Origin of the sequence: Lutibaculum baratangense AMV1 (assembly GCF_000496075.1) — a bacterium.
Lineage (GTDB): Bacteria > Pseudomonadota > Alphaproteobacteria > Rhizobiales > Tepidamorphaceae > Lutibaculum > Lutibaculum baratangense.
On sequence record NZ_AWXZ01000015.1, the window covers coordinates 25,360 to 42,841 of the forward strand.

Genomic DNA, 17,482 nt, shown 5'->3' on the forward strand with positions numbered 1-17,482 from the left:
CGGGAAACGGGAGACGCCAGATGCTCTTGAACGAGGCCGGCAGCACGGCCGCTCGTGGTCTGCCGGCCCGCCGGGTCCTGTTCGTTGCCGGCTTCGTTCTGATCGCCCTCAACCTTCGGCCGACGCTCACGGCGGTGGCGCCGCTTTTGAACGCCATCCGCGAGCATTTCGGGATGGATGCGAGCACGGCGGGCCTGCTCACCATGCTGCCGGTCGCCTGCCTCGGCGTCTTCGGTGCCGTCGCCGCACGGCTCGCGCGCCGATTCGGCACCGAGAGCGTCGTCCTCGCCTTCGTCCTGATGATCGCGTGCGGCAGCCTCCTTCGCGGGACGGGCTCGCAGGCCGCCCTCTTTCTCGGCACGGCGTTCGGCGGCGCCGGCATCGGCGTGGTGGGTGTCCTGCTGCCGGCGCTCGTGAAGCGCGATTTCGGCGCCCAGGCCGGCGGCATGATGGGCGTCTTCACGATGGTGCTCGTCGCAGGGGCCGCTGCGGGGGCGGGCGCCTCGATCCCGCTCGCCGAGGCGCTCGGCGGCTGGCAGCCCGCGTTGATGGCATGGGCGGCCCCGGCGCTCCTGGCCGCGCTCGTTTGGGTGCCACAGGTCGTGGCGCACCGTTTCACGCCGCGCGACGACGCGCCGCCCCCCAATCTGTGGCGCGATCCGCTGGCCTGGCGGGTCACCTTCTTCATGGGCCTGCAGTCCTCGCTCGCCTACATGGCGATGGGCTGGCTGCCGGTGATCCTGGAGGATTTCGGCATGACGGCGGAGAGGGCGGGCTTCGTCTCCGCCGTCTCGATCGCCTGCCAGATGGTGACGGCGCTCACCCTGCCGCCGATCGCGGCGCGCGCGCGGGACCAGCGTCTGGTGCTCGCCTTCGCCGTCCTGATCGGCACGGCCGGGACGGCGGGCATCTTCTTCGGGCCTGGCTTCCTGATCTGGCCGTCGGCCGTGCTGGTCGGCCTCTCGCTCGGCGGCTGTTTCGGCGTCGCGCTGACGCTGATCGTGCTGCGCACGCGCGACGGGCGCACCGCGGCGCAGCTTTCGGCCATGTCTCAGAGCGTCGGCTATCTCCTCGCCTCTCTCGGGCCGCTCGCGCTCGGCATGCTGCACGATGCGAGCGGCGGCTGGTCGGTGCCGGGCGTCTTCTTCATCGCCGTCAGCATCGCCGCGCTGATCGTCGGACTTGGCGCCGCGAGGCCGCGCTACGTGGGAGAATGAGCGCGGCGGATCCGTGCCTGGCGCGGTATTCCTCCGGGCGAGCCGGTCCTGTCCCCGCTGCTCAAGCTGGTCGTCACGAGAGGGGCGCCCTATCTTCATCAGGAAGTAAAATGTCGTGATGAAGGAAAGACTTGGGCAACTGGATCAAGAACGCGGTCGATTCGGCGCTCCGGATCATCCCGAGACATCGCCCCGTCGATGTCCCGGCGATGCGGCGCATTATTGCCCTCCTGGCGAGGGAAGACGACGTCGAATTGGCCGACGGAGAGATTGACAGGGCGATCATCTCGGCTTGCCTTGCGGAAAGGCGGCCGCTGCGCTGGTAGAGTTTGACGTGTGCGCCTCACGCGCCTGACTTGTTGCAGCGGGCGCGCATCGCGACTATTTTCCCGGACATGACAGTAAGGATGAAGCCCTCGTCGCTGCGCACCGCGCCGTTCCGGCACCGGGACGGCGACCGCCCGCTCGGCCGGATCCTGCCGGGCCCGCTCGACGATCACGCGCTGCTGCCGTGGCGCTTCCATCCGGCGATGCGAGCCGCCGACGGCACGCTTCGAGGCGTCTGATCCTCCAGGCTCCCCCTTTGGGGGCGGCCGCGCCTGACCGCGCCGAGACCCGAATACCCTCCTCAGACGCCATTTTCGAACGGACATCATCATGAGCGCCCCACGCACCCTCTACGACAAGATCTGGGACGACCACGTCGTCGACCAGCAGCCGGACGGCACCTGCCTGCTCTATATCGACCGCCACCTCGTGCACGAGGTGACGAGCCCGCAGGCCTTCGAGGGCCTACGCCTGGCCGGCCGCAAGGTCCGTGCGCCGGAGAAGACGCTGGCGGTCGTCGACCACAACGTGCCGACGACCGACCGCTCGATCCCCAACCCGGACCCCGAGAGCGCGACCCAGATCGAGGCGCTGGCGCGGAACGCCCGCGACTTCGGCATCGAGTACTACAGCGAGCACGACGTCCGGCAGGGCATCGTCCACGTGATCGGGCCCGAGCAGGGCTTCACGTTGCCCGGCACGACGATCGTCTGCGGCGACAGCCACACCTCGACGCACGGCGCCTTCGGCGCGCTCGCGCACGGCATCGGCACCTCCGAGGTCGAGCACGTGCTCGCCACCCAGACGCTGATCCAGCGCAAGGCGAAGAACATGCGCGTGACGGTCGACGGCAAGCTGCCGGAGGGCGTCACGGCGAAGGACGTGATCCTCGCCATCATCGGCCAGATCGGCACCGCCGGCGGCACCGGCCACGTGATCGAGTATGCCGGGGAGGTCTTCCGCGACATGTCGATGGAAGGCCGGATGACGGTCTGCAACATGTCGATCGAGGGCGGCGCGCGCGCCGGCATGGTGGCGCCGGACGAGAAGACCTACGCCTACATCAAGGACCGCCCGCGCGCCCCCAAGGGCATGGCCTGGGACATGGCCCGCGCCTACTGGGACACGCTGCGCTCCGACGAGGGCGCGCATTTCGACACCGAGATCCGCCTCGACGGCGGCGCGCTGCCGCCGATCGTCACCTGGGGAACGAGCCCCGAAGACGTGATCTCGGTGACGGGCGTCGTGCCCGATCCCGACGAGATCCGGGACGAGAACAGGCGCCTCGCGAAGAAGCGGGCGCTCGAGTACATGGGCCTCACGCCCGGCACGAAGATCACCGACATCCGCCCCGAGCGCGTCTTCATCGGGTCCTGCACGAACTCGCGCATCGAAGACCTCAGGGCCGCCTCGAAGATCGTCGAGGGCCGCAAGGTCCACGAGGCGATCGAGGCGTGGGTCGTGCCCGGCTCCGGCCTCGTGAAGGCCCAGGCCGAGGCCGAGGGGCTGGACAGGATCTTCAAGGAGGCGGGCTTCCTGTGGCGCGAGCCCGGCTGCTCGATGTGCCTCGCGATGAATGCCGACAAGCTCAAGCCCGGCGAGCGCTGCGCCTCGACCTCGAACCGCAACTTCGAGGGGCGGCAGGGCTTCAAGGGCCGCACGCACCTCGTCTCGCCGCAGATGGCGGCCGCCGCCGCGATCGCCGGCCACTTCGTCGACGTGCGCGAGTGGCGCTAGAGGCTCGGCCGGACCAAGAGACGTCACGGGCGGCCGGGGCATCCCCGGCCGCCGTCGTTTCGGGATGAGCTTGCATCGATGTCACACCCTCTCCCGTAAGCTCCCAGCTCTCCTCTTCGTGACGAAAGCGCCTCCTGAGGGCCCCATTTCCGCCGCTCCCGCCCGGCAGGGAGTGGATGAAAGCGCAAAAAGCCGGGAGCATGAACATGCGTGCCATCATCCTGCCCGCCGCTCTTCTCGCGGGACTCACGGCAGCCCACGCCCAGACGGCGCACCCTCTCGCCGAGGGAGGCCGCTACCAGCTCATGGACGTCAACGAGAAGATCGTCCGTCTCGACACGGAGACTGGCGCGTTCGACCTCTGCGACCTGCAGCAGGGCGGCTGGAACTGCCGCATCGCGGAGGAGGAGCGGGTCGACATGAAGCGCGAGATCGATTTCCTGAAGGACCGCGTGGAACGGCTCGAGGCGGAGCTCGCCGATCGCCGGGCGGCCGAGGCCGCGGCGGCGACGGAAGACAGGCGCGGCTTCGCCCAGCGCATCTACGACTACGTTCCAGGCATGAACCGCTGACGGGGCGAGCGGGCGGCCGACCTGCCGCCCGGCCCGATCAGCGGCCGAGCCGTCTTTTCAGTTCGTCGATCCGCTCCGAGGCTTCGGCCTTCGTCAGATCCTCGCTGAAGGCGTCGGGATCGTCGGCCTCCTCGCTCAGCGTCTTCAGGTAGGAGGCCTGTGCGCCGGTCATGGGCTCGCCGCCGGAGACCCAGTCCTCCGGGTCCTTCTCCGTGTTCGTCTGTGGCGCCGGGTCCGCCTTCGGGTTGTGCCCATGCGTCTCGTGCCGGTCGTCCGTCTCGGATCGGCCCATCGATCTCTCCTCGCGTTCTGTAAATGTTCCTCGCCCGATGAACGGCCTCGAGGCATGGCGGGTTCCGCGTGGCCGACCTTGCCGCGCGCCTCACGGGATCCTACCCTTCGGCCGGCGGGAAACGCCGACGGAGGCGAGATGACGACACTTCCCCTGACCGGCGGCTGTCTGTGCGGCGCGGTGCGCTACGAGGTGACGGCGGAGCCACAGAGCTCCGCGACCTGCCACTGCCGCATGTGCCAGCGCCAGTCCGGCTCGGCCTTCATGGGCTTCTTCACCGTGCCGCGCTCGGGCCTGCGCATGACGGGCGAGGTCAGGGAGCACGCCTCGAGCGGCTTCGCGACGCGCGGCTTCTGCCCCGTATGCGGATCGAGCCTCACCATGGCCTATGCGCACGAACCGGACGCCGTCGGCCTCACGATGGGCACGCTCGACGATCCTTCCTCCGTGCCGCCGGCCCTTCACTGGGGCGTGGAATCCTGGGTCGTCTGGCTCAGGATCACGGACGATCTGCCGCGCCAGCGCACGGACGAGGACCCGGAGTTCCTCGAGGCGAAGAGACGCGCCGAGGAGCGCGACGCCAGGTGAACGCCCGGCGCCACGACCCCGACCGCGAACGGAAGGCCGCGCTCAGGCGGCTCGACGAGCTCGGCTCCGGCGGAGAGCTCCTGGGCTCGAGCCAGCTCGCCCACCACGCCGAGCGCGCGCGCCGGCACATGACGGCGGCGGAGGCCGATCAGGACGACAGGATCGAGGTGTGGGGGCGGCGCATCGGCCGCGCCCTGTCGGTCGTGCTGCTGGCAGGCCTCGTGATCTACCTCGCCGCCACCTATCTCTAGAGGCACGATGAGACGCTTCGCCACGATGATCCTCGCGAGCCTGCTGCTCGCCTGTCCGGCGGCCGCCCAGGAGGTCGCGCCCGAATTCACCGAGCTGATGAACGAGGCCGACGAGGCGCGCATCGCCCGTTTCGACGAGGCGCTGGGGCAGGCGCTGATCCAGGCGGTGAAGGCGGGCGCCTTCGAGGACATCGAGACGCTGCAGCAGGCGATCGGGGGCGAGGCCCAGCCGACCTCCGCCGAGGGCCTGATCGGCGACTGGCGCTGCCGCACGATCAAGATCGGCGGCAACCTGCCGCTCGTCGCCTACGGCTTCTTCGACTGCCGCATCGAGCGCGTCACCGGCGGGTTGAGCCTGCAGAAGCTGTCCGGCTCGCAGCGCACCTCCGGGCGTCTCGTCTCGCTCGACGGCTCGCGCTGGGGCTATGTCGGCGCGGACCACTATGCGCGGGAGGACCCGATCGCCTACGACGCCAACTCGGAGCGGAACACGGTCGGCATCCTCTCCCGGGTCGGGCGCGACCGCCTGTGGCTCGGCATGCCCGAGCCGCAGTTCGAGAGCGACTTCGACGTGCTCGAGCTCGTGCGGGCGCGCTGAGATGGCGGAGATCCACCAGGGGCGCGACTTTCCCCGCGGCCGCATGCCGACGACGGAAGAGTTCCACGCGATGGCCCTGGAGGCCTGGGAACGAATTCCGCAGGACTTCCGCGACATGTGCGGCAACGTCGTGATCCGCGTCGTGGACTTCCCCGACGACGACGTGATGCGCGAGATGGAGCTCGACAGTTCCTACGACATACTGGGCCTCTTCGAGGGCGTCGGCCTCGCGCATGCGGGCGAATTGCCGACGGGCACGATGCCGAACATAGTCACGCTCTACCGCAAGCCGATCGTCGCCTACTGGCAGGACTACGAGGAGACGCTCGAGGACCTCGTCGCCCACGTGCTGATCCACGAGATCGGCCACCATTTCGGCCTCTCCGACGACGACATGTACGGCCTCGAGGACGAGGCGGCGCGGGAGGAGGGGGCGTGACCGGGCAGCGCTCGTGAAGCGTTCCGCCCCGCGCCGTTTTCTGCTAGGCAGCAGGCGACGTTCAACCGCTGCCGCCCGAGGGGACATGAACAGGGATTGGGGACGCGTTCCGGGACTGCCGCGCCTGGCGGCCGTCGGCCTCTTGGCCCTGTGCCTCGGCCTCACGGCTTGCGGCAGGAAGGGCGATCTCGAGCCGCCGCCGCAGGCGAACCCCGAGGACGTCCGCGTCTACGAGGAGCGGCCGGTGCCGCCGCCGGACGGCCAGCGGCCGTCGCGGCCCTTCGTCCTCGACGGGCTCCTCCTCTAGCGGCCCGACATTCCGCCCGGCCCGCCGGGCGACGAGAACGGTGAACGACTGACGCCGAAGGCTCGATTGATGCACCATTTCGACTATCGCGACGGCCACATGCACGCGGAGGACGTCGCCATCGCGGAGATCGCGAAGGCGGTGGGCACGCCGTTCTACTGCTACTCGACCGCGACGCTGCGGCGTCACTACCGGGTCTTCGCCGAGGCCTTCGCCGCCACGCCGACGCTCCTGTGCTACGCGATGAAGGCGAACTCGAACCAGGCGGTGCTGAGGACGCTCGCCGAGCTCGGCGCCGGCATGGACGTCGTCTCGGAGGGAGAGCTCCGGCGCGCCCGGGCCGCCGGCGTGCCGGGCGAGCGCATCGTCTTCTCGGGCGTCGGCAAGACCGCCGCCGAGATGGCCTACGCGCTCGAGCAGGAGATCCTCTGCTTCAACGTCGAGTCCGAGCCCGAGCTCGAGCGCCTCTCGGCGGTCGCCGTCTCGATGGGCCGCACGGCGCCGGTCTCTCTGCGCGTGAACCCCGACGTCGACGCGCGCACCCACGCGAAGATCTCGACCGGGAAGGCCGAGAACAAGTTCGGCATCGCGTGGGACCGCGTGCGCGAGGTCTACGCGCGGGCGGCGCAGCTGCCGGGCATCTCGGCCGTCGGCATCGACATGCACATCGGCAGCCAGATCACCGAGCTCGAGCCCTACGACCAGGCCTTCCGCCGGCTGGCGGAGCTGATCGGCACCCTGCGGTCGGACGGGCTCCGCATCGAGCATGTCGACCTCGGCGGCGGCCTCGGCATCCCCTACCGCCAGGGCTTGGCCGCGCCGCCGGTGCCGTCCGACTATGCGGCCGTCGCGAGGCGCCACCTCGAGGGGCTCGGTTGCCGGCTCGTGATCGAGCCCGGCCGCCTGATCGCCGGCAATGCCGGCATACTCGTCACCTCGGTCCTCTACGTGAAGGAGGGCGGCTCGAAGACCTTCCTGATCGTCGATGCCGCGATGAACGACCTCGTGCGGCCGACGCTCTACGAGGCGTATCACGAGATCCTGCCCGTCGACGAGCACGAGCCGGCGCGGACGTCGCGCAAGGTCGACGTCGTCGGGCCGGTGTGCGAGACGGGCGACTATCTGGCGCTCGACCGGGCACTGCCCGAGGCCCGTCCGGGGGAGCTCCTGGCGGTGATGTCGGCCGGCGCGTACGGGGCCGTGCAGGCGACGACCTACAACTCGCGTCTCCTCGTGCCCGAGGTCCTCGTCAACGGGGCGGAATTCCATGTTGTCAGGCCGCGGCCGAGCTACGAGGAGCTGATCGGGCTCGACCGCCTGCCGCCCTGGCTCACGAAGGCCTGAATACGGCCACCTTTCGCCGCCACCGTGAACTTCGCTAGACTTTCCCTGATTGTTCCTCTGCGCGCCTCGTCCGCGCGGAACGCTTCCGGGGCCGCGAAGGAAAGCCTTGATGACCACCGACCCCGCCCACGGCCCGCTCGACCGCCGCATCGGCCGGGCGATCGGCCGCGCCCGCGTGGCCATGATGTTCGAGCGTGCCTGGCGTGATCTCCTCTGGCCGGGCGTCGTCGTCGCGCTGTTCCTGATCGTCTCGTGGTTCGGGCTCTGGCTCGCCTTGCCCCGCTGGGCGGGCTACGTTGGTCTCTCCCTGTTCCCCCTCGCGCTGATCGTCACGCTCCTGCCGCTCCGGCGCCTGCGCTGGCCCGGCGAGACGGAGGCGCGGCACCGGGTCGAGACCCGCTCGAAGCTCGCCCACCGGCCGCTCGACGCGCTGAACGACCGTCCGACGGGCGCCTCGAGCCCCGACGCGGACCGCCTGTGGCGGGCGCACCAGGCCCGCATGTCGGCGCAGCTCGGCCGCCTCTCGGCCGGCTCGCCCGAGCCGCGGCGCGCCGAGCTTGATCCGTTCGCGCTGCGGGCGGCGGTGCTGCTCCTTCTCGTCGTCTCCTTCTTCTGGGCCGGGCCAGACTGGCGCAACCGCCTCGTCTCGGCCGCCGATCCCGGCGCTCCCGTGGTGACCGAGCCCGCTCTCGCCGCGCGCCTCGACGCCTGGATCTCGCCGCCGAATTACACCAGGCGACCGCCGATCATGCTGACGGGTGACGCGCCGGGCCGGGCGCGCGAGCTCGCCGTGCCGGAGGGGTCGGTGCTGACGGTGCGCTCGAGCGGACAGGACCTCGCGGTCATCCGCGACGGCGAGCCGGTCGATCCGGGCGAGGCCGACGTCGCGTCCGCCGGCCTCAAGACCTCGCTCGACGCCTCCGCCGAGTTCGTCGTGACGATGGAGGGGGCCGAGGCGGCGCGCTGGCCGATAACCGTCATCCCCGACGAGCCGCCGAGCGTCGCCTTCGCCCGCGATCCCGGGCAGGCGCCGAGCGGGGCGCTGCAACTCGCCTACACGATGGCGGACGATTACGGCGTCGTCTCCGGCCGCGCCGAGATCGTGCCGCAGGACGAGAGCTTCGCGAGCGAGAACGCGCTCGTCCCGGCGCCCGACATGCCGCTCGTCCTGCCGCGGTCCCAGGGGCGGGAAGGCAGCGCCCAGACCATGCGGGACCTGACGTCGCACCCGTGGGCGGGGGCGGAGGTCGATCTCACGCTCGCCGCGACGGATGCCGCCGGGCAGGAGGGGCGGAGCGAGACGAAAGAGGTGACGCTGCCGCAGCGTCCGTTCCGCGACCCGCTGGCGCGCGCGATCGTCGAGCAGCGTCGCAACCTCGCGCTCGACCGCACCGCCCGGCGCGACGTCGCCTATGCGATCGACGCACTGACCCTCGAGCCCGAGCGGCATATCTCCGACACCCGCGTCTATCTCGGCCTGCGCTCCGCCTACTGGCGGCTCGAGGACCCGCGCGCCAACGACGAGACGCTGCTCTCCGTCGTCGACCAGCTCTGGGAGGTGGCGCTGCGCCAGGAGGACGGCGACCTGTCCCTCGCCTCCGAGGCGCTGCGGCGGGCCCAGGAGCGTCTCGCCCAGGCGCTGGAGAACGACGCCTCCGACGCCGAGATCGAGCAGCTCATGAACGAGCTGCGCCAGGCGCTGAACGAGTTCATGCGCGAGCTCGCGATGCAGGCGCAGAACATGCCGCCCATGCCGATGGATCCGAACGCGCAGATGCTGAGCCAGCAGGATCTGAACCGCATGCTCGACCAGATGGAGGAAATGGCGAAGCAGGGCTCGCGCGAGATGGCGCAGCAGATGCTGAACCAGCTCCAGAACATGCTGAACAACCTGCAGGCCGGCCGCATGATGCAGAGCCCGCAGCAGCAGCAGATGGGCGAGATGATGAACCAGCTGGGCGAGATGATCCAGCGCCAGCAGCGGCTCATGGACGACACGTTCGACGCGCAGCGACGCGGCGAGAACCAGGAGGGCGGCCAGGAGGGCCGCATGGGCGAGCTGAGCGAGGCGCAGCGGGCCCTGCAGGAGCAGCTGCGCCAGATGATGGAGCAGCTCGGCCAGATGGGCCAGCAGGGGGAGGGCCAGGAAGGGCAGGAAGGCCAGCAGCAGGGGCAGGGGCAGCCCGGCCAGTCGCTCGGCGAGGCGGGCGAGGCGATGGGGCAGGCTGCCGACGAGCTCGGCCAGGGCCAGTCCGGCCCGGCCCTGTCGCAGCAGGGCCGGGCGCTCGAGAGCCTGCGCCGCGGTGCCCAGTCGATGCAGGACCAGATGCAGCAGGGCCAGGGCGGCCCCGGCATGGCCGGAGAGCCGACGGGTCAGGGGCGCGGGCGCGCCGATCCGCTCGGCCGGCCGCTGCGCACGGAGGGTCCCGATTTCGGCGAAGGCGTCGAGGTGCCGGAGGAGATGGACGCCGCGCGGGCCCGGCAGATCCTCGAGGAGTTGCGGCGGCGGCTGTCCGAGCCGATGCGCCCGATGATCGAGCGCGACTATCTGGAGCGCCTGCTCGAGCGCTTCTGAGGGGCGCCGCCGCTCGCGGCCCGCCGTTCGACGGGCATCGCGCTCCGATGTGAGGGACGGCGCGCGCCCGCTGCCGCGCGGGGGACTTTCTTCGTTCCGCCGAAGCTGCCAAAATCGCGACCGAGGACAAGGACTTGGGCCCGCGAAGGCCCGAGCGGGGAGGAGAGACCGATGTCGCTTCGCATGCCGGACGCGAACCCGCGCGTCATCGCGCGCCGCGACGAGATCGTCGCGGGGCTCGCCCGCATCGTCGGCGAGCGCTGGGTCATCAGCGCTGAGGACGAGCTGCGCCCCTACGAGACGGACGGTCTGACGGCCTATCGCCAGGTGCCGCTCGCCGTCGTGCTGCCGGCGACGACGGAGGAGGTGAGCCGCGTCCTCACCTTCCTGCACGAGGAGGGGGTGAAGGTGATCGGCCGCGGCGCCGGCACCTCGCTCTGCGGCGGCTCGCTGCCGGAGGCGGACGCGGTGGTGGTGGGCGTCTCGCGCATGTCGAAGGTGCTCGACATCGACCTCGACACGCGCACCGTCCGCGTCGAGACCGGCATAACAAATCTGGCGGTCACGGGCGCCGTCGATCACCTCGGCTTCTTCTACGCGCCCGACCCCTCGAGCCAGCTCGCCTGCACGATCGCGGGCAATCTCGCGATGAATTCCGGCGGCGCGCACTGCCTGAAATACGGGGTCACGACGAACAACGTGCTCGGCATGACCTGCGTCCTGATGGATGGAACGGTGATCGAGCTCGGCGGCCAGGGGCTCGACATGGCGGGCTACGACCTCCTCGGCCTGATGATCGGCTCCGAGGGGCAGTTCGCCATCACGACCGAGGCGACGCTCAGGATCCTGCCGAAGGCGGAAGGCGCGAGGCCCGTTCTCCTGGGCTTCCCCACGAGCAGCGACGCGGGAGCGTGCGTGGCGAAGATCATCGCCTCGGGCCTCGTGCCGGTGGCGATCGAGTTCATGGACGAGCCGGCGATCAGGATCTGCGAGGACTTCGCGCAGGCCGGCTACCCGCTCGACGTCGGCGCGATGCTGATCGTCGAGGTCGAGGGCGCCCCGGGCGAGATCGACGAGCAGATCGCGAAGATCACGAGGGTCGCGAAGGACGCGGGCGTCGTCCATGTGCGCGAGGCGAAGACGCCCGCCGAGGCGGCGGCGATCTGGAAGGGCCGCAAGTCGGCCTTCGGCGCGATGGGCCGCATCTCCGATTATGTCTGCATGGACGGCACCATCCCGACGACGAGGCTACCGGAGGTGCTCGTGCGCATCTCCGAGATCTGCGAGAGCCACGGGCTCGGCGTCGCCAACATCTTCCATGCCGGCGACGGCAATTTGCACCCGCTCATCCTCTACGACATCAACGATCCCGACCAGCTGCACCGGGCGGAAGTCGCGGGCGCGGAGGTGCTGAAGCTCTGCGTCGAGGTCGGCGGCTGCCTCACCGGCGAGCATGGCGTGGGCGTCGAGAAGCGCGACCTGATGCGCGAGCAGTTCACGGAGGAGGATCTGAGGCAGCAGGTCGCCATCAAGGACCTGTTCGATCCGCAATGGCTCCTGAACCCCGCGAAGGTCTTCCCGCTCGACGTCAGGGACGCGGCGTGAGCGATCCGCGCGCCGAGAGCCATCGGCCGGGCGACGCGGCGGAGGTCGCGGCGATCGTGCGCGAGGCGGCGGCGGGCGCGCAGCCGCTCGAGATCGTCGGCGGCGGCACGAAGCGCGGCTACGGCCGCCCGGCGCAGACGCAGGCGTCCCTTTCGACGGAGCTTCTGACGGGCATCACGCTCTACGAGCCGAGCGAGATGGTGATCTCCGCCCGCGCCGGCACGCCGGTGGCCGAGGTCGAGGCGGCGCTCGAGGCGGAGAACCAGAGGCTCGTCTTCGAGCCGCCGCGCCTCGACAGCCTCTACGGCAGCGCCGGCGAACCGACCGTCGGCGCGCTCGCCGCGATGAACCTCTCCGGCCCCGCCCGCGTGCATTCGGGGGCGGCGCGGGATTCCCTCATCGGCGTCGCCTTCGTGAACGGGAAGGGCGAACTCATCCGCTCGGGCGGCCGGGTGATGAAGAACGTGACCGGCTACGACCTCGCGAAGCTGCAGGCCGGTGCGCTGGGCACCCTCGGGGTCCTGACCGAGGTGACGTTCAAGGTCCTGCCGAAGACGGAGACGGAGCTGACGCTCCAGTTCGAGGAGCTGGACGACGCCCGCGCGGTCGCCTGCCTCTCCGCCGCCCTGCGCAGCCCCTACGAGGCGACGGGGGCGGCTCACCTGCCGGCGGAGGGCGACCGCGCGGCCCGCACGATCGTCCGCATCGAAGGCTTCCCGGGCCAGATGAAGCATCGCGGCACGATGCTGGCGCAGGCGCTGAAGGCATTCGGACGACCGGCCGAGCTGCGCGACGAGAAGAGCCGGAGCCTGTGGCGCGACGTGCGCGAGGTGGCACCGTTCCTGTCGGGGGCGGAGACCGCGCTGTGGCGCGCTTCGCTGCCTTCGACCGCTGCGGCCGCCTTCGTCGGCTCTCTGCCCGAGGGCCTCGTCCGCCGCCATGTCTACGACTGGGGTGGCGCGCTCGTCTGGCTCGAGACGGATCCGGCGGGGGACGCGGGCGCGGCGGCCATTCGCGGCGCACTGCCGGGGCAGGGCGCTCACGCGACGCTCCAGCGCGGACCGGCGGAGCTGCGCGCGCGGATCGACACGTTCCAGCCGCTGCCCGAGACGCTGATGCGGCTCAACCGCGGCCTGAAGGCGGCCTTCGACCCCGCCGGCATCCTCAATCCCGGCCGCATGCACGCCGGCCTCTGACGAGACGACAAGACCGAAGATGCAGACGAATTTCACCCCGGAGCAGCTTCAGGACCCGCAGATGGCGGCGTCGGAGAAGATCCTGCGCACCTGCGTCCATTGCGGCTTCTGCACCGCGACCTGCCCGACCTATCTCGAGCTCGGCGACGAGCTCGACAGCCCCCGCGGCCGCATCTACCTGATGAAGGAGATGTTCGAGAACGACCGGCCGGCGAGCCCGGAGATCGTGCGCCACATCGACCGCTGCCTGTCGTGCCTCTCCTGCATGACGACGTGCCCGTCGGGCGTCCATTACATGCACCTCGTCGACCACGGCCGCGCCCATATCGAGCGCACCTACAGGAGGCCGTGGCACGACCGTTACCTGCGCGAGGCGCTGGCGCGGATCCTGCCCTATCCCGGCCGCTTCCGGGCGGCGATCGCCGCGGGCCTTCTGGGCCGGCTGTCGCTGCCGGTTCTGAAGCGGGCGAGGCCGCTGCGCCGGCTCGCCGCGATGGTCGAGATGGCGCCGTCCTCGCTGCCGCCGCGCCGCAGCGAGAGGCGGCCGGCGATCTTCGAGGCGCAGGGCAGGAAGCGCGGCCGCGTCGCCGTGCTCACGGGCTGCGCACAGCCGGTGCTCGCCCCTCACATCAACGAGGCGGCGATCCGCATCATGAATCGCGCCGGCATCGAGGTCATCCTGCCGAAGGGGGAGGGCTGCTGCGGGGCGCTCGTCCACCACATGGGCCGGGAGGACGAGGCGGTCGCCTTCGCGAAGAACGACATCGACGTCTGGACCCGCGAGATCGAGGGCGAGGGGCTCGACGCGATCGTCATCACCGCCTCGGGCTGCGGGACGACGATCAAGGATTACGGGTTCATGATGCGGGAGGATCCCGCCTATGCGGAGAAGGCGGAGCGGGTCTCGGCGCTCGCACGGGACGTGAGCGAATATCTCGCCGGCCTCGATCTCCCGGCGGCGCAGGCGTCGGCCGACCTCGCCGTCGCCTACCACTCGGCCTGCTCGATGCAGCACGGCCAGCAGATCCGCGAGGAGCCGAAGATGCTTCTGCGCCAGGCTGGCTTCGAGGTGCGCGACGTGCCGGAGGGGCATATATGCTGCGGCTCGGCCGGCACGTACAATCTCCTCCAGCCGGAGCTCGCGGGCCGCTTACGCGACCGGAAGGTCAGGAACATCGAAAAGGTCGCGCCCGACGTGATCGCCACCGGCAATATCGGCTGCATGGCGCAGATCGGCGGCGGCACGAGGATTCCCATCGTGCACACGGTCGAGCTTCTCGACTGGGCGCAGGGCGGTCCCGTGCCGGCGGCGCTGGACGGGCGGCTGCCGCCCGTCCGCCACGCCCCGGCCGCGGCCGCAGAGTGAGCCGCGACGGAAGGGGCCGGCCAGGCCGCTGTCCCTTGCGCGGCAGGATTGCAAGACCCAGCTGTGGTTGACCCACCCCTCGTCGGATGCTCTGCATGGCCGTCCGCCCGCCAAAGTCCCTCGCCAAGGTCGTCAACCCCGACACCGGCATGTCGCTCGTCGAGGCGGAGATCCAGGCGGAGACCGCCTCCTCGCTCGGCCATCACGGGCGCAAGGTCGAGGCGGCGCTGAATCGCCTCGAAGTGGCGGGAGAAGAGGAGCGGCCGGAGGCCCTGACGCTCGCGGCGCGCGAGGTCTGGGCCTTCTTCATCCAGCGCGAGCTCTGCGGCATGCGCGACCACCGGCTCGTGGTCCGCGAGATGGGCATCCCGGACGCCGTGCTGCGGCGGCTCGGCGCGTGACGAGCGTCAGCCGACCGACCAGTCGCGCTCCTGGTGCGCGCCCTCCCAGAACATCCACTCGAGCTGGGTCGCGCGCTTGAAGGCGAGGTGCATCTTCGCCACCGTCTCCTCCGTTTGCCGGCTCGCCACCTCGTCCGTCGTCGCGATCACGGCGCGCACCGCCTCGTGGAACTCCTCGCCCGCATAGGTGTCGATCCAGGCCTGGTAGGGATTGTCCTTCGCGGCGCGGGCGTGGATGTCCTTGCCGATTTCGGCATAGATCCAGAAGCAGGGCAGGAGCGCCGCGAGCGCGACCGGGTAGGGCTCGGCCCAGCACGTCGCGAGCAGGAAGCTCGTGTAATGGTGGCAGGCCGGGGACAGCGGCGTCGCCTGAAACTCTTCCTGGCCGAGGCCGAATTTCTGGAAGAACTCCTCGTGAAGCTCGCGCTCGACGATGATCGCGACCTTCGCGGCCTCGGAGAACTGGACGATCGCGTCAGCCGTGTCGGCCTTCGCGGCAGCGACGGCGAGGCCGCGGCCGAACGCCTCGAGATAGTGCGCGTCCTGCACCATGTAGTGCTTGAAGGCTCCGAGCTTCAGCGTCCCCGCCGCCAGCTCCTCGTTGAAGCCCATGGTCCGGATCGTCTCGTAGAGGCCGGCATTCGCCGCCCACGCCGCCTCGCTGAACCTGGTCATCCCATCCCTTCCTCCGAATCCCCGACAATCGTGGCCCGGAAACGAGAACAGCCGCCCCTGGGGGCGGCTGTCAAACCGGCTTTCGCGGCGTTTCGTCGCGGTCAGACGTGGCCGTTGGTCCGGAGCACGTCGTTCACCTCGCGCAGCTGCGCGAGATGCTGCTCGGCCTTCACCCTGGCCTCGCCCTCCGGCGCGTCCTGCACGTCTTCCTCGGCGTCGCGGATCTGCCGGTCGATCTCCGCCTGGTCGATCTCGGAGACCGGGATCGCCTGCTCGGCGAGGATGATCAGCTTGTTCGGCCGGACCTCCGCGAAGCCGCCGCGCACGAAGATCTCGTGCTTCGCCTGGCCGTTCTCGCGCACGACGAGGACGCCGGGCCTCAACGTCGAGACGAGCGGCATGTGGTTCGCGAGCACGCCGAAGTCGCCCTCGGTGCCGGGCACGTCGACCTGCTCGACCTCCTCCGAGAGGAGGAGCCGCTCCGGCGCGACGAGTTCGAAGTGGAAGTTATCGGCCATCTTCTCTCAAGCCTTCGCTCAGGCCGCCTCGGCCATGCGCTGGCCCTTCTCGATCGCCTCCTCGATGGTGCCGACCATGTAGAAGGCGGCCTCGGGGAGGTGGTCGTAGTCGCCGTTCACGAGGCCCTTGAAGCCCTTGATCGTGTCGGCGAGGTCGACGAGCTTGCCGGGCGAGCCGGTGAAGACCTCGGCGACGAAGAAGGGCTGCGACAGGAAGCGCTCGATCTTGCGCGCGCGGGCGACGGTGAGCTTGTCCTCTTCCGAGAGCTCGTCCATGCCCAGGATCGCGATGATGTCCTGCAGCGCCTTGTAGCGCTGCAGCGTCTCCTGCACGCGGCGGGCGACGTCGTAGTGCTCCTCGCCGACGATGTCGGCGGAGAGCATGCGCGAGGTGGAGTCGAGCGGGTCGACGGCCGGGTAGATGCCCTTCTCCGCGATCGAGCGCGAGAGCACCGTCGTCGCGTCGAGATGCGCGAAGGAGGTCGCGGGCGCCGGGTCCGTCAGGTCGTCCGCCGGCACGTAGATCGCCTGAACCGAGGTGATCGAGCCCTTGGTGGTGGTGGTGATGCGCTCCTGCAGGGCGCCCATGTCGGTCGCGAGCGTCGGCTGGTAGCCGACCGCCGACGGGATGCGGCCGAGAAGCGCCGACACCTCGGAGCCCGCCTGCGTGAAGCGGAAGATGTTGTCGACGAAGAACAGGACGTCCTGGCCCTGGTCGCGGAAGTGCTCGGCGACCGTCAGGCCCGAGAGCGCGACGCGGGCGCGGGCGCCGGGCGGCTCGTTCATCTGGCCATAGACGAGCGCGGCCTTCGAGCCCTCGCCGCCGCCGTGCTTGTTCACGCCGGAGTCGATCATCTCGTGGTAGAGATCGTTGCCCTCGCGGGTCCGCTCGCCGACGCCGGCGAAGACGGAGTAGCCGCCATGCGCCTTCGCGACGTTGTTGATGAGCTCCATGATCAGCACGGTCTTGCCGACGCCGGCGCCGCCGAACAGGCCGATCTTGCCGCCCTTCGCGTAGGGAGCGAGGAGGTCCACGACCTTGATGCCGGTGACGAGGATCTCCGACTCCGTCGACTGCTCGGTGTAGGAGGGGGCCGGCTGATGGATCGCGCGGCGGGCGGTGGTCTTGAGCGGCTCGCCCTCGTCCACGACCTCGCCGATCACGTTCATGATGCGGCCGAGCGTCTCTTCACCGACCGGCACCATGATGGGCGAGCCGGTGTCGCGCACCTCCTGGCCACGCACGAGGCCCTCGGTCGCGTCCATCGCGATCGTGCGGACGGTGTTCTCGCCCAGATGCTGCGCCACCTCGAGGACGAGGCGGTTGCCGTGGTTGTCGGTCTCCAGAGCGTTCTGGATCTCCGGCAGGTGGTCGTCGAACGTCACGTCGACGACGGCGCCCGTCACCTGGGCGATGCGGCCGACCGTGCGGCTTTCGGTGCTGAGGGAGGTGGCTGCCATCTTCGTCTACCCT

The 17,482-nt window shown here is 70.3% G+C and carries 19 protein-coding genes; 15 read left to right on the top strand and 4 right to left on the bottom strand.

Going from position 1 to position 17,482, the window contains the following annotated elements; genetic code table 11:
- Positions 1–20 precede the first annotated feature (20 nt).
- The 4 genes from N177_RS04260 (at position 21) to N177_RS04275 (ending at position 3,853) form a co-directional block, all read left to right on the top strand.
- A complete protein-coding gene (locus N177_RS04260) occupies positions 21–1,217 on the top strand; it encodes a CynX/NimT family MFS transporter (protein WP_023431007.1) in 1,197 nt (398 codons plus the stop codon).
- 407 nt (positions 1,218–1,624) lie between these two features.
- Complete coding sequence (locus N177_RS21580; RefSeq protein WP_023431009.1) at positions 1,625–1,783, top strand: hypothetical protein; 159 nt, start codon at positions 1,625–1,627, stop codon at positions 1,781–1,783.
- Between the two features lie 91 nt (positions 1,784–1,874).
- Complete coding sequence (gene leuC / locus N177_RS04270) at positions 1,875–3,281, top strand: 3-isopropylmalate dehydratase large subunit (RefSeq protein WP_023431010.1); 1,407 nt, start codon at positions 1,875–1,877, stop codon at positions 3,279–3,281.
- 206 nt (positions 3,282–3,487) lie between these two features.
- Positions 3,488–3,853, top strand: a complete 366-nt coding sequence (locus N177_RS04275) for a hypothetical protein (RefSeq protein WP_152527835.1) — start codon at positions 3,488–3,490, stop codon at positions 3,851–3,853.
- A gap of 37 nt (positions 3,854–3,890) precedes the next feature.
- Here N177_RS04275 and N177_RS04280 read toward each other — a convergent pair whose 3' ends face one another.
- Positions 3,891–4,145 (bottom strand): DUF3072 domain-containing protein, encoded by a 255-nt coding sequence (locus tag N177_RS04280; RefSeq protein ID WP_023431012.1) that lies wholly within the window; start codon positions 4,143–4,145, stop codon positions 3,891–3,893.
- A 138-nt stretch (positions 4,146–4,283) separates the two neighbouring features.
- On the opposite strand from N177_RS04280, the gene N177_RS04285 reads away from it, so the two are divergent.
- The 11 genes from N177_RS04285 to N177_RS04335 all read left to right on the top strand — a co-directional run bounded on the left by N177_RS04285 (position 4,284) and on the right by N177_RS04335 (position 14,815).
- Positions 4,284–4,733: a GFA family protein gene (locus tag N177_RS04285; protein WP_023431013.1), complete on the top strand. Its 450-nt coding sequence runs from the start codon at positions 4,284–4,286 to the stop codon at positions 4,731–4,733.
- On the top strand, positions 4,730–4,984 hold the full coding sequence (locus tag N177_RS04290; protein WP_023431014.1) for a hypothetical protein: 255 nt from the start codon (positions 4,730–4,732) through the stop codon (positions 4,982–4,984). The genes N177_RS04285 and N177_RS04290 overlap by 4 nt, the downstream gene beginning before the upstream one ends.
- Positions 4,985–4,991: 7 nt before the next feature.
- Positions 4,992–5,582, top strand: coding sequence for a DUF4893 domain-containing protein (locus tag N177_RS20455; protein WP_023431015.1), 591 nt, complete (start codon positions 4,992–4,994; stop codon positions 5,580–5,582).
- Position 5,583: 1 nt separating this feature from the next.
- Positions 5,584–6,021 (top strand): metallopeptidase family protein, encoded by a 438-nt coding sequence (locus N177_RS04300; RefSeq protein WP_023431016.1) that lies wholly within the window; start codon positions 5,584–5,586, stop codon positions 6,019–6,021.
- Between the two features lie 85 nt (positions 6,022–6,106).
- A complete protein-coding gene (lptM, locus tag N177_RS04305; RefSeq protein ID WP_023431017.1) occupies positions 6,107–6,328 on the top strand; it encodes an LPS translocon maturation chaperone LptM in 222 nt (73 codons plus the stop codon).
- Positions 6,329–6,397: 69 nt separating this feature from the next.
- A complete protein-coding gene (gene lysA / locus N177_RS04310; protein WP_023431018.1) occupies positions 6,398–7,672 on the top strand; it encodes a diaminopimelate decarboxylase in 1,275 nt (424 codons plus the stop codon).
- A 109-nt stretch (positions 7,673–7,781) separates the two neighbouring features.
- Positions 7,782–10,247, top strand: a complete 2,466-nt coding sequence (locus tag N177_RS04315; protein ID WP_023431019.1) for a TIGR02302 family protein — start codon at positions 7,782–7,784, stop codon at positions 10,245–10,247.
- A 171-nt stretch (positions 10,248–10,418) separates the two neighbouring features.
- Entirely contained in the window at positions 10,419–11,852 is a 1,434-nt protein-coding gene (locus N177_RS04320) for an FAD-binding oxidoreductase (RefSeq protein WP_023431020.1), read from the top strand.
- Positions 11,849–13,048, top strand: coding sequence for a glycolate oxidase subunit GlcE (glcE, locus tag N177_RS04325; RefSeq protein WP_023431021.1), 1,200 nt, complete (start codon positions 11,849–11,851; stop codon positions 13,046–13,048). Before N177_RS04320 ends, glcE begins: the two co-directional genes overlap by 4 nt.
- Before the next feature lie 19 nt (positions 13,049–13,067).
- Positions 13,068–14,414: a glycolate oxidase subunit GlcF gene (glcF, locus tag N177_RS04330; RefSeq protein WP_023431022.1), complete on the top strand. Its 1,347-nt coding sequence runs from the start codon at positions 13,068–13,070 to the stop codon at positions 14,412–14,414.
- Positions 14,415–14,509: 95 nt separating this feature from the next.
- The gene (locus N177_RS04335) at positions 14,510–14,815 is read left to right on the top strand and encodes a DUF6665 family protein (protein WP_023431023.1); all 306 of its coding nucleotides are present in this window, start codon (positions 14,510–14,512) and stop codon (positions 14,813–14,815) included.
- A 6-nt stretch (positions 14,816–14,821) separates the two neighbouring features.
- On the opposite strand, the gene tenA is transcribed toward N177_RS04335, so the two are convergent.
- From tenA to atpD, 3 genes are all read right to left on the bottom strand, one after another.
- Positions 14,822–15,490, bottom strand: coding sequence for a thiaminase II (gene tenA / locus N177_RS04340; protein WP_023431024.1), 669 nt, complete (start codon positions 15,488–15,490; stop codon positions 14,822–14,824).
- A gap of 101 nt (positions 15,491–15,591) precedes the next feature.
- On the bottom strand, positions 15,592–16,008 hold the full coding sequence (locus tag N177_RS04345) for a F0F1 ATP synthase subunit epsilon (RefSeq protein ID WP_023431025.1): 417 nt from the start codon (positions 16,006–16,008) through the stop codon (positions 15,592–15,594).
- Positions 16,009–16,026: 18 nt separating this feature from the next.
- Positions 16,027–17,469, bottom strand: a complete 1,443-nt coding sequence (gene atpD, locus N177_RS21290; protein WP_023431026.1) for a F0F1 ATP synthase subunit beta — start codon at positions 17,467–17,469, stop codon at positions 16,027–16,029.
- Between the last annotated feature and the right edge of the window lie 13 nt (positions 17,470–17,482).